The sequence below is a fragment of the Arthrobacter sp. genome, assembly GCF_031988865.1.
GTDB lineage: Bacteria > Actinomycetota > Actinomycetes > Actinomycetales > Micrococcaceae > Arthrobacter_B.
Genome location: NZ_DALZXY010000063.1, coordinates 1 through 10,779, shown reverse-complemented (window position 1 = coordinate 10,779; position 10,779 = coordinate 1). Strand labels below are relative to the sequence as shown.

Sequence of the window (10,779 nt, the reverse complement as noted above, 5' to 3'; positions counted from 1 at the left end):
CGCCGGACTGCGGGAACTGGGGGAGGGGGCCTTCGACTGGATCATCTTCACCTCGGCAACAACCGTCCGGGCGCTGGAACGATTCGCCGCGGCGTCCGGACGTACCCTGTCCCAGCTGGCCTCCGGCACCCGGGTGGCCGCTGTTGGCTCCGGAACCCGGCAGGCGCTGTCCGGCAGGGGCCTCGACGCCGACCTGGTGCCGCAGACTGACCAGTCCGCGCGCGGACTGGCCGCCGCCTGGCCCACCGCCGGAACCGGCCGGAACCGGCTGCTGCTGCCGCAGGCCGATATCGCGGACCCGTTCCTGCGCACCGCCCTGGCCGACGCCGGCTGGGACGTGCAGGCGGTTACCGCTTACCAGACTGTTGATTATCCGGCGCCGGCAGCATCGCGCCTGGAGCCGGATGCATCGGGCCCTGGGGTGCAGATCGAGGGGGCCCAGCCCAGTCCCGACCAGCCCAGCCCTGCCCTGTTCAGCCCGGAGCAGTACCGCCGTTGGGCCGTGCCTGCTGGCACCGGGGCGCTGCCGGCACCGCACGCCGTCGTCGTCACCTCTCCGAGCACGGCGCGGCGGTTTGTCCGGGACGCGCTGGTCCCCGGGGCCGCGGTGACCGTGGCCATCGGGGAACCCACGGCGCGCCAGCTCCGTGAACTCGGCCACCCGCCGGGGGCAACCGCCTCCGAACCCACGCCGGCAGGAATTGCCGACGCCGTCGAAGCGGCACAGGCCGCCCACCGGATTTCCCACCACCCTCCACCGGAAGGCAGAACGCAACCATGAGCTTCCCCCAGCACCGCCCCCGCCGGCTGCGGACGACTCCGGCAATGCGCCGGATGACCGCTGAATTCCGCCTCGACCCGGCCGAACTCGTGCTCCCCGCGTTTATCCGGGAGGGCCTGACCGAGCCGAATCCCATCACCTCGATGCCCGGCGTCGTCCAGCACACTACCGAGACGCTCAAGCGGGCCGCGGCAGAGGCCGTGGAGCTCGGCGTCGGCGGCATAATGCTCTTTGGCATTCCCGCTGTCCGTGATGCCGCCGGCAGCGCCGGAACGGACCCGGACGGAGTCCTGAACAAGGCGATCGCCGACGTCCGCGCCGAAGTCGGCGATGACCTGGTGATCATGAGCGACGTCTGCCTGGACGAATTCACCGACCACGGACACTGCGGTGTACTGGACGAACACGGGGTCGTGGACAATGACACCACACTCGAAATCTATGGCCGCATGGCCGTGGAGCAGGCCCGCGCCGGGGCCCACGTGCTGGGCCCGTCCGGCATGATGGACGGCCAGGTTGCGGTGATCCGGCAGGCACTGGACGACGCCGGATTCCAGGACGTCTCCGTCATCGCCTATGCGGCCAAATACGCCTCGGCGTTCTACGGGCCGTTCCGTGAAGCCGTGGATTCCCAGCTCAAGGGTGACCGCCGCACCTACCAGATGGACGCGGCGAACCGCCGCGAAGCGCTGCTCGAGGTCGAACTGGACCTCGAAGAGGGCGCGGACATGGTGATGGTGAAGCCCGCCATGAGCTACCTGGACATCCTGGCCGACGTTGCTGCCATGTCCCCGGTCCCCGTCGCGGCATACCAGATCTCCGGCGAATACGCGATGATCGAAGCTGCGGCCGCCAACGGCTGGATCGACCGTCGCCGCGCCATTGAAGAATCCGTCCTCGGCATCAAGCGTGCCGGAGCCAACATCATCCTTACGTACTGGGCCGCCGAGCTGGCTGCCTGGCTGAAAGAAAGCAAGTAATGACCCAGACAGTCTCCTCCGAAGAGCTCTACGACCGTGCCCGTGCCCTGATGCCCGGCGGCGTTAACTCACCCGTGCGTGCCTTTGGCTCCGTGGGCGGGACACCGCGCTTCCTGGTCTCGGCCAAGGGCCCGTACGTCACCGACTCCGAGGGACGCGAATACGTCGACCTGGTCTGCTCCTGGGGCCCGGCCCTGGTCGGACACTCGCACCCGGATGTGCTGGCCGCCGTTCACTCAGCCGTGGACCGGGGACTCTCCTTCGGGGCCTCCACCCCGGCCGAAGCGGACCTCGCCGCCCTGGTCATGGACCGGGTAAAGCCCGTGGAACGCCTTCGGATGGTCTCCACCGGCACGGAAGCCACCATGACGGCGGTGCGTCTGGCCCGCGGTTTCACCGGCCGGAACCTGGTCATCAAATTTGCCGGCTGCTACCACGGCCACCTGGACGGGCTGCTGGCCTCCGCCGGGTCCGGCGTCGCCACCCTGGCGCTGCCCGGTTCCGCCGGTGTCACCGAAGCGACCGCCGCGGAGACCCTGGTGCTTCCTTACAACGACGTAGCTGCCGTGGAAGCAGCCTTCGCCGAGCACGGCGCGAACATCGCCGCCGTGATTACTGAGGCAGCCCCGGCCAACATGGGCGTAGTCACCCCGGCGGAAGGCTTCAACGCAGCCCTGTCCCGCATCACGACCGCCCACGGTGCACTGCTGATCCTCGACGAGGTGCTCACCGGCTTCCGCACCTCGCCGGCCGGATACTGGGGCCTGACCGGCGCCAAGGAAGGCTGGACGCCGGACCTGTACACCTTCGGCAAGGTCATCGGCGGCGGTATGCCGGTGGCAGCCCTTGGCGGCCGCGCCGAGGTCATGGACTACCTGGCGCCGCTCGGACCGGTCTACCAGGCCGGCACCCTTTCCGGGAACCCGATCGCCATGGCTGCCGGCGTTGCAACTCTGACCGCGGCAACGCCCGAGGTGTACGCCAACATCGATGCCCGCTCGGCGCAGCTCTCGCAGGCCGTTTCCGATGCGTTCGCTGCGGAAGGCGTAAACCACAGCATCCAGCGGGCCGGCAACCTGTTCAGCATCGCCTTCGGCACCGCCGAGCACGGCGTGCACAACTACGCCGACGCGCTGGCCCAGGACGCGTTCCGCTTCAAGCCGTTCTTCCACTCCATGCTGGACTCCGGGGTCTACCTGCCGCCGTCCGTCTTCGAAGCCTGGTTCCTCTCCGGCGCGCACGACGACGCCGCGATGGATCGGATTTTGGCCGCGCTTCCGGCAGCGGCCAAGGCAGCTGCTGCGGCGAAGCCGTAGAAATCCGCCTTAAGCGCTGGTACCCAACGAAGCAGCAGCGGCCAGGTTCCTCCGGGGGCCTGGCCGCTGTATTTAAGCCAGGACCGCTGAAGCCAGGACCACCCCGGCGCAGCTAACCCAGCACATCCTTCCGCCGCAGGGCCAGGACTGCCGCTGCCGTGAACACGGCACAGGCCGCCGCCAAAAGGAGCAGTCCGGGCCCGTCAAAGCCTTCCGCCAGGGGAGTGTTCCGGTAAGCCCATGAATAGGGTGAGATGTTGCGGAGCCAGGACAAATCCGGATCCTGGTTGGCCAAGGCATTCAGCACATACCCGTACGCCGCCACTGCAGCTCCGATGCCCAGGGCCACCGTGCGGCGGCCCGTGACCGCGCCTGCGGCCAGTGCGACGCTTCCGGCCAGGACGCCCAGGCCAAGCCAGGCCGCTTCGGCTGCCACGATATTCACGGGATCCAGATCCAGCTGGGACGGGGCATTGAGGATCATGATGAGGCCTGTCGTGTACACCGCGAACCACAGGAGCCGGACAAACAGGCCAAGCGCGGATTCCAGGGCATACTGCGTCCGGCCTACCCCGTGGGACAGGATCAGCTCCAGGCTGCCCGACTCCTCGGCGCCGGCAATCGCCGTCGACCCCCAGGACACGGCGGCAATGGTGATAAAGACAAAACCGAGGAGCCCGAAGAACACACTCTGCACGTAGCCCGGTCCAGAAAATATGTTCTCGTAGCCCAGGGCGCTCACTAATTCCGGCGGGAGGCCCTCGATGAGGTTGCGCATGTCCGCCCCATTCATGGAGGGGTAGAGCGGCAGGTACAGCAGCAGGGCAGCAGTCAGGGCGATGGTCCAGCCGAGCGTGGACCGCCAGGTATCCAGTACCGCACGGCGGAAGACAGGCAGCGGGCGAGGGACGAGGACTTTCCCGGCGGTCATTGCTGTGCCTTCCGCCCATCCGATTCCGCAGACTCCACGGGCCTGCCGTAGAGACTGAGGACGGATTCTTCGAGGTCAGGCTCTTCCACCGACAAGTCCAGGACCCGGTAACCGGCAAGAACCTTGATGAAGGGATCGACGCCGCCTTCGAGGGTGCCCTGGATGTGCAGTGTTCCGTCTTGGGAGGTCACCGTCCCTTGTAGCCCGGCAGTGCGAACAAGATCATCGCGCAGCCCCGCAGGATCGGTGCCGGACACGGATGCCCGGACGTGCCGCAGGCGGTTGAGGCGCAGGGAGGCTACGTCCCCCTGCGCCACGACCCGTCCCTGGGAGAGAACTGCCACTACGTCCGCAGCCTGCTGGATTTCACTGAGCACGTGCGAACTGAGCAGGACGGTGCGTCCCGCTGCCCGTGCCTCGCGCACCAGGTCCAGGAATTCGCGCTGTACCAGCAGATCGAGCCCGCTGGTCGGCTCGTCGAGGATCAACAGGTCCGGATCATGCATAAAAGCCTGGACCAGACCAAGCTTCTGCCGGTTGCCCTTGGAAAGGGTGCGTACCGTCTGCGACAGATCGAGCCCAAGACGCTCAGCCAGCGACTCGATTCTGCCGGCGGGAACCGGGGAGCTGATGTCGGCGAAGTGGTGCAGAAGCGTCCCGCCGTGGATGCGCCCGCTCAACCGAAGATCCCCGGGGATGAACCCAATGCGGCGGCGCAGCGCTGCGCCGCCGGAACGGGGGGACAGTCCGAGGACGGCGGCGGTCCCCGACGTCGGGCGAATGATGTCGAGCAGTAGGCGCAGGGTGGTGGTTTTTCCGGATCCGTTCGGGCCGATCAGGCCGAAGACGGTCCCGGGTTCGACAACGAGGTCCAATGAAGCCAGGGCCATGTTGGCCCCGTAGCGCTTGGTCAGTGCCCGCGTCTCGATTGCTGGCGGCATGGGGCTCCCTTAAAAGTTCAGGAGGTTTGGGTGCCGGTTAGACGCCCAAGTTCCTGCAGATGTAGCAGATACGGCGGACTTTCGGGGGTGATTCGTGCCCTGAGAATAATGCCGGTCCGATGAGAAATCGAGGCCTGCCCCGCCCGTAGGGTGGTTTCTCTCCCCACCACATCCGTCTTACAGCCGGGCTCCTGCAGCCGGGCCAATGCACGCAAAGGTAAAACAACACATGGTGATTTTTAGCCGTCCCCAACCGGGAACGCTGCCAACGACGCTCAAGCTCCTAGTCGCAATCCTGATTCCCTCCGCGATCGTGAGCGTCCTGGGAGGTGCCTCGGCCAGTATGGGATTCGGGTTGGCCGTGGGACTCGGCATGGCAGTCACTCCGGTAAGCCGGCCGCGCCAGGCCGCACTGCTGATGGTCGTGGGGGCGGTCCTTGGCGGACTGGCCTCATGGGCCGGGTCAACGCCGTGGGCCATCTCGGTGCTTATCTTTATCTCCGCCATCCTGTCCGCGGTCTCCAACCAGCGCTCCGCCGGACTGCTTTCCCTCGCCCCGATCATGGTGATCCTCTTTGGCCCGGGCCCCATCGACCTCAGCTGGTGGTCCGCGGTCTTGTGGATCCTGGCCGGCGGCGCGGCCGGCGCCCTGATCACCCGCCTGCTGAAGTTCCAGGCCCCGACCCTCCCGGTGGACAAACGTACTGCCTGGGAGCACGGCATCGCCGTGGGCCTTTTGTGCGCCGCGGTTATGTTCTGGAGCCTGGCGAATGAGATTCCCCACGGCTACTGGATCGCCGTGACCGTACTGATGGCGCTGCGGCCGCTGCCCGACCAGCGCCGCGAGACCCTGAACGGGCGGCTCATCGGCACTTTTCTGGGCGCCGTCGTGGCCCTGCTGGCCGTGATCTTCCTCCCCTTCTGGGGTGCCCTGATTGTTGCCGTGCTGTGCCTGTTCGTCCTGGTCTGGTACTCCATGGGAGGGGCGTATCTGATGCAGGCGCTGGCCCTGACGCCGATGCTGTTGATCTTCGCCTCCCTCGGGGATATCGAGCGCGGCTTCGAGCTGACTGTGGAGCGGGTCATATTCACGGCAATCGGGTTTACCGTGGCGGTGCTGGTCGCCCTGCTGCTCCGGCGCTGGGACTCCCGGCGTGAGGCTGCCGATAGCTGAGGCCGAGGCTGGCCGCCGGACGGGCTGGTCCTATGGCCGGTGGTCCGCTGGCCATTTCAGCGGGTATAAGCTGTCCTAAGGACAGTAAATCTCATCCAAGGAGAACAGAATTTCCATGCTTTTTGAGAACCAAGCAGCACTTGTTACCGCCGCCGGAGCCGGAATCGGCCGCGCCATCGCACTGCGGCTGGCCGCAGATGGTGCCGCAATTGTCGTCTCGGACGTTAACGACGAGGCCGGGGCCGAAACCGTTGCACTCATCGAGGCCGCCGGCGGCCGGGCTGCCTACAAGCACGCCAACGTCGCCGACGCCGACGAGGTCAATTCCCTGATTCCCTTCGCCCTGGAGTCCTTCGGCCGGCTCGACTTGGCAGTGAATAACGCAGGTTTGGGCGCCATGCCCAAGCCCGTCCAGGACATCTCCGCCGCTGAATGGGACCGCAGCATCAATGTGACCCTGCGCGGCACCTTCCTGTCGCTGCAGGCCCAGATGGCCCACTTCACGAAGCAGGGGCACGGCTCCATCGTGAACATCGCCTCGCTGGCCGGCATCAGCGCCACCCCGCAGCTGACCCCCTACGGAGCGGCAAAGCACGGGGTGGTTTCCCTGACCCGCAGTGTCGCCAAGGAAGGCGCTGAGCAGGGCATCCGCGTCAATGCAGTGGCCCCGGGCGCGATTGAGACTGCTGCCCTGGCCTCCCTGCCTGCCGAGGCCAAGGCCGGTTACGCCGCGGAAATCCCGATGAAGCGCCTGGGCCAGCCGGAGGACATTGCCAACGCCACCGCCTTCCTGCTCTCCGAAGAGGCCAACTTCATCACCGGCGTCGTGCTCCGCGTAGACGGTGGAACCGAAGCCTAACCATGGGTACAGCAGAGCAGAATGCGGTGTTGATCGAGGTCCTTAACGGGCTCCTGGCGCAGTGGACGGCACCGGACTTCACTACCGCGGTAGCAGCACGCGAGGGCGTAGTGCTGGATCCCGGTGCTCTGACGCTGCTCACCATCCTGAACAACTCCGGCCCGCAGCGTCCCTCGGCGCTGGGGGAGCGGATGGTCACCGGAGCCTCCAACATCTCCAAGATCACCGCCCGCCTTGAACAGGCGGGCCTAGTTGGCCGTTCCCGGGACCCGTTGGATTCCCGGGCCTCCCTGGTGGTCCTTACCGAGGCGGGTGAGCAGGCTGGGGAAGCGCTGCGCCGGTCTGGAAACTCCCTGGTCGATGATCTCCTCGAAGGCTGGAGCGCCGAGGACCGCACCGACCTGGTGCGGCTTCTGGCCCGCTTCGAGAATGAAACGGGCCGCGTAAGCGCAGCCTTGAGGGACGCGCCGAACGCGGCGGCGTTCCCGCCGCCGGCGGATGGTGACTGAACCTGACGACGCCCTAAACAAACCATGCCCCGCATCCGTCAAGGATGCGGGGCATGGTTTCTTAACCAGTGCTAGAAGGCGGCGGTGACGTCGCCGTTGGGCCACTGCTCTTCGATGAAGGCCTTGACCTCGGGGGAGTGCAGGAGTTCTTCGAGCTTCTCGATCCGTGCGTCCTTGCTGCCGGTCTTCCAGGCGAGCAGGTTCGCGTACGGGTTGTTCTCGAGCGACTCGACCAGCAGGGCGTCGTCGGTGTTCAGGCCGGCATCCAGGATGTAGTTGCCGTTGATGATTGCCAGGTCCACCGTGGGATCGGACAGGTCGTTGACGAGGAGTTCAGCCTGGTTCTCGGCGAAATCCAGGTTCTTCGGGTTCTGCTCATCGGTCAGGGAAATGACCGAGGCGTCGTCGTCGATGTCCTTCAGGAGTCCGGCCTCTTCGAGCAGCATCAGGGCACGGGCCTGGTTGGAGGGGTCATTCGTGACGGCTACCCGGGCGCCGTCAGCGACGTCGGAGATGTCCTGGTGCTTTTCGCTGAAGATGGCATACGGCTCGATGTGGATGCCTTCGCCGTGCTCAAAGTCGTAGCCCTGGCTCTCGGTCTGGGCTTCCAAATAGGACAGGTGCTGGAAGTAGTTGGCGTCGATCGAGCCGTCGTCCAACGAGATGTTCGGAGTCACGTAGTCATCGAACGGGACGATGTCGAGTTCGAGCCCGGCGTCCGCCGCCAGATTATCGGCGACGTATTCCAGGATGACTCCGTGCGGCTGGGGGCTGGCGCCCACCGTCAGCGTGACAGGGTTGGCAGGATCGAGGCTCTCTACAGCGCTGGAGGAGGATTCAGAACCCCCGCAAGCCGTCAGCGCCAGAGCCGCGGCCACGCCGGTGGCCACAAATGAAAATGCTTTCCGCATCGGATGCGTTTCCTTTCAAGTGTCCGGCCAGGGCAAACCCTGGCCGGGCTGTAATGCAGCTAGCGGCTACTGGCTGCAAGCCCTGCCCCGCACCTGGGTGCGGGGCAGGAAGTAATAGGAGGCGGAAGCCTCGGTCAGGCCCTGGTCCGTGCGTCGTCCCGCTGCTCTTCGCCCGCGGTGCGGGCAGCAACCGGCGCGGGCGCAGCAGCGGCCGGGACGGTTCCAGGGCGGCGTCGACGCCGGTGGCCGGCCGCGGAGCGGTGGTCCACCCGGCGGGCAGCGAAATCTCCCGCCAGCTGGATGATCTGCACGATGGCCACGATGATGACGATCGTTACGACCATCACTGTGGTGTCGAAGCGCTGGACTCCATAGTTGTAAGCCAGCCGGCCCAACCCGCCGCCGCCGATGATGCCGGCCATGGCTGAGTACCCGACCAGCGTGACCAAGGTGGTGGTCAGCGCGGCGATCAGCCCGGGGAGTGCCTCGGGCATCAGAACCTTGCGGATGACCTGCATACGCGTCGACCCCATCACCAGGGCAGCGTCGATCTTTCCGCCGGCAACGTCCCGAAGCGCGGTTTCAACCAGGCGGGCGAAGAAGGGAATGGTCCCGATGCTCAGCGGTACGCAGGCCGCCAGCGGGCCGATCGAGGAACCGGTGACCAGTCGCGAGAAGGGAATGAGGATAACCATCAGGATCGCGAACGGAATGGAGCGGGTGATGTTCACGATGATGTCGGAGAGGATCCGGTTGGTCACCGGCATCGGACGCAGGCCGCCGGACGCGCTCGTGTGCAGGAAGATTCCCAGGGGCAGGCCAATCAGCAGCGTGAAGAAGCCCGAGACCCCAACCATCAGCAGGGTGTCAGCCACCGCTTCCGGTAGGGCCTTGGTGATGCCGGGGTTGTTGGCCAGTTCTTCGAACAGGTTCATGCCGTGACCTCCACTGCTACGCCCTGGGCGGCCAGGTAGTTGCTGACCGCGTCCATGTCGATGCTTTCGTCGAGTTGGACGCGCAGGCGTCCGAACCGTTTACCGGCCAGGGTTTCAACGCTGCCGGCGAGTACATTGACGTCGGTGTCGAACCGCCGGGTGAGCCCGGAGAGAACCGGTTCGGTGGCGTGTTCACCGACCATCAGCAGCTCCACGACGGGACCGCCAGGAACCGGAGGAGTGGGCGGAAGGGGGATCAGGGCCTTGGCGAGCCGTCCGCCGAGGTGTGCGGCGACGTCCTGCAGGGCTCCGTGCTCCACGACCCGGCCTGCCTCGAGGAGGGAGACAGAGTCGCAGATCCGCTTCACTACGTTCATTTCGTGGGTGATGATCAACACTGTCAGCCCGAGCCGGTGCGTCAGTTCCGAGATGAGGTCCAGGATCTCGTCCGTGGTGCGCGGATCGAGCGCTGAAGTGGGCTCGTCGCAGAGCAGCACATCCGGGTGCGCGGCCAGTGCCCGGGCAATTCCCACGCGCTGTTTCTGGCCGCCGGAGAGCTGGGCGGGGTAGGCCTCGGCGAACTGGTCCAGCCCGACCAGGGCGAGGAGCTCATGAACCCGTGCGTCGATGTCCCGCTTCGGAGTCCCGACCAGTTCGAGCGGGTGGGCGATGTTGGCAGCCGCGGTGCGTGAATCCATCAGGTTGGCGTGCTGGAACACCATCCCGATCCGGCGGCGGGCCAGTCGGATCTCAGAGTCCTTCACGTTCGTCAGCTCCCGGCCGTCGATCGTGACAGTTCCCGACGACGGGCGGTCAAGCAGCGTGAGGCAGCGGACAAGGGTCGATTTCCCGGCACCGGAATGTCCGATGATGCCGTGGATGGAGCCCTTGGGCACGCTCATGCTGACACCGTCCAGGGCAACTACTTCCCGGGCACCCTGGCGGTAGACCTTTCGCAGGTCGGTAACTGTGATCATTCATCCTCGTGTCTGCATCGTGTGGGGGACATGCGGGGCAGGAGCCGTCAGCGCGGCGGCACGCCGCAAACCCGGCTCTGGGAGGAGTGCCTGCCAATCACGTGACACGGGGCGCGCAACCGGCTCCAAGGGGGAACGATCGGCCGCGCCCGGGCGCCATCAGCGCCTGACACTGCATTAACTACCTCATCTTACTTGGGGCAGTCCCGCAGGCGGAAATCCGGGGCGGTCCTCAGGCCCCGGCGAAGCTGTCCGCGGACAGGTCCAGCACCAGCTGGCCGTCCGGCTCCTCCGCCAGCTGGACGGACACCGAAACCGGTGCCTCCTGGGGTGGAAGTGAAAACAGTGCGGGTTCGGAGAGTTCCGCCGCCGGCCGGGAGGATGCCGGCACCGGGTCAGCGGCTGCGGGGGCTTCGGGTGCGACGGCGGCTGCGGCTGCGGGGGCTCCGGGTGCGACGGCGGCTG

Annotated in this window: 11 protein-coding genes and 1 pseudogene; 6 read left to right on the top strand and 6 right to left on the bottom strand. The window is 66.4% G+C overall.

From position 1 onward, the window contains the following. From RTN46_RS11785 to hemL, 3 genes are all read left to right on the top strand, one after another. Positions 1 to 781 (top strand): uroporphyrinogen-III synthase (locus tag RTN46_RS11785; RefSeq protein WP_312181594.1); only part of this gene is annotated, 781 nt, incomplete at its 5' end. Then, entirely contained in the window at positions 778 to 1,761 is a 984-nt protein-coding gene (gene hemB, locus RTN46_RS11780) for a porphobilinogen synthase (protein ID WP_312181592.1), read from the top strand. The genes RTN46_RS11785 and hemB, both read left to right, overlap by 4 nt. Next, the gene (gene hemL / locus RTN46_RS11775) at positions 1,761 to 3,077 is read left to right on the top strand and encodes a glutamate-1-semialdehyde 2,1-aminomutase (protein WP_312181590.1); all 1,317 of its coding nucleotides are present in this window, start codon (positions 1,761 to 1,763) and stop codon (positions 3,075 to 3,077) included. Before hemB ends, hemL begins: the two co-directional genes overlap by 1 nt. A 112-nt stretch (positions 3,078 to 3,189) precedes the next feature. Here hemL and RTN46_RS11770 read toward each other — a convergent pair whose 3' ends face one another. Continuing rightward, entirely contained in the window at positions 3,190 to 4,008 is an 819-nt protein-coding gene (locus RTN46_RS11770) for an ABC transporter permease subunit (RefSeq protein WP_312181588.1), read from the bottom strand. After that, entirely contained in the window at positions 4,005 to 4,949 is a 945-nt protein-coding gene (locus RTN46_RS11765) for an ABC transporter ATP-binding protein (RefSeq protein ID WP_312181586.1), read from the bottom strand. The genes RTN46_RS11770 and RTN46_RS11765 overlap by 4 nt, the downstream gene beginning before the upstream one ends. Positions 4,950 to 5,178: 229 nt before the next feature. On the opposite strand from RTN46_RS11765, the gene RTN46_RS11760 reads away from it, so the two are divergent. The 3 genes from RTN46_RS11760 (at position 5,179) to RTN46_RS11750 (ending at position 7,491) form a co-directional block, all read left to right on the top strand. Further along, the gene (locus tag RTN46_RS11760) at positions 5,179 to 6,123 is read left to right on the top strand and encodes an FUSC family protein (RefSeq protein WP_312181584.1); all 945 of its coding nucleotides are present in this window, start codon (positions 5,179 to 5,181) and stop codon (positions 6,121 to 6,123) included. Between the two features lie 115 nt (positions 6,124 to 6,238). Continuing rightward, positions 6,239 to 6,982: an SDR family NAD(P)-dependent oxidoreductase gene (locus tag RTN46_RS11755; protein WP_312181582.1), complete on the top strand. Its 744-nt coding sequence runs from the start codon at positions 6,239 to 6,241 to the stop codon at positions 6,980 to 6,982. Between the two features lie 2 nt (positions 6,983 to 6,984). Then, positions 6,985 to 7,491 carry a MarR family transcriptional regulator gene (locus RTN46_RS11750; protein ID WP_312181580.1) on the top strand — a complete coding sequence of 169 codons (507 nt, stop codon included), beginning with the start codon at positions 6,985 to 6,987 and terminating at the stop codon, positions 7,489 to 7,491. Between the two features lie 71 nt (positions 7,492 to 7,562). On the opposite strand, the gene RTN46_RS11745 is transcribed toward RTN46_RS11750, so the two are convergent. The 4 genes and pseudogenes from RTN46_RS11745 to RTN46_RS11730 form a co-directional block, all read right to left on the bottom strand. Beyond that, a complete protein-coding gene (locus tag RTN46_RS11745; RefSeq protein WP_312181577.1) occupies positions 7,563 to 8,402 on the bottom strand; it encodes a MetQ/NlpA family ABC transporter substrate-binding protein in 840 nt (279 codons plus the stop codon). A 257-nt stretch (positions 8,403 to 8,659) separates the two neighbouring features. After that, positions 8,660 to 9,337 (bottom strand): annotated as a pseudogene (locus RTN46_RS11740) (methionine ABC transporter permease); the annotation flags it as partial. Next, complete coding sequence (locus tag RTN46_RS11735) at positions 9,334 to 10,314, bottom strand: ATP-binding cassette domain-containing protein (protein WP_312181574.1); 981 nt, start codon at positions 10,312 to 10,314, stop codon at positions 9,334 to 9,336. The gene RTN46_RS11735 and the pseudogene RTN46_RS11740, both read right to left, overlap by 4 nt. Positions 10,315 to 10,546: 232 nt before the next feature. Next, on the bottom strand, positions 10,547 to 10,779 hold a 233-nt coding region (locus tag RTN46_RS11730; protein ID WP_312181572.1), incomplete at its 5' end, for a hypothetical protein.

What these genes read in the sequence shown, in the direction of transcription:
- hemB (WP_312181592.1), top strand. Translation starts at nt 778, where the DNA reads ATGAGCTTCCCCCAGCACCGCCCCCGCCGGCTGCGGACGACTCCGGCA.
- hemL (WP_312181590.1), top strand. Translation starts at nt 1,761, where the DNA reads ATGACCCAGACAGTCTCCTCCGAAGAGCTCTACGACCGTGCCCGTGCC.
- RTN46_RS11770 (WP_312181588.1), bottom strand. Translation starts at nt 4,008, where the DNA reads ATGACCGCCGGGAAAGTCCTCGTCCCTCGCCCGCTGCCTGTCTTCCGC.
- RTN46_RS11765 (WP_312181586.1), bottom strand. Translation starts at nt 4,949, where the DNA reads ATGCCGCCAGCAATCGAGACGCGGGCACTGACCAAGCGCTACGGGGCC.
- RTN46_RS11760 (WP_312181584.1), top strand. Translation starts at nt 5,179, where the DNA reads ATGGTGATTTTTAGCCGTCCCCAACCGGGAACGCTGCCAACGACGCTC.
- RTN46_RS11755 (WP_312181582.1), top strand. Translation starts at nt 6,239, where the DNA reads ATGCTTTTTGAGAACCAAGCAGCACTTGTTACCGCCGCCGGAGCCGGA.
- RTN46_RS11750 (WP_312181580.1), top strand. Translation starts at nt 6,985, where the DNA reads ATGGGTACAGCAGAGCAGAATGCGGTGTTGATCGAGGTCCTTAACGGG.
- RTN46_RS11745 (WP_312181577.1), bottom strand. Translation starts at nt 8,402, where the DNA reads ATGCGGAAAGCATTTTCATTTGTGGCCACCGGCGTGGCCGCGGCTCTG.
- RTN46_RS11735 (WP_312181574.1), bottom strand. Translation starts at nt 10,314, where the DNA reads ATGATCACAGTTACCGACCTGCGAAAGGTCTACCGCCAGGGTGCCCGG.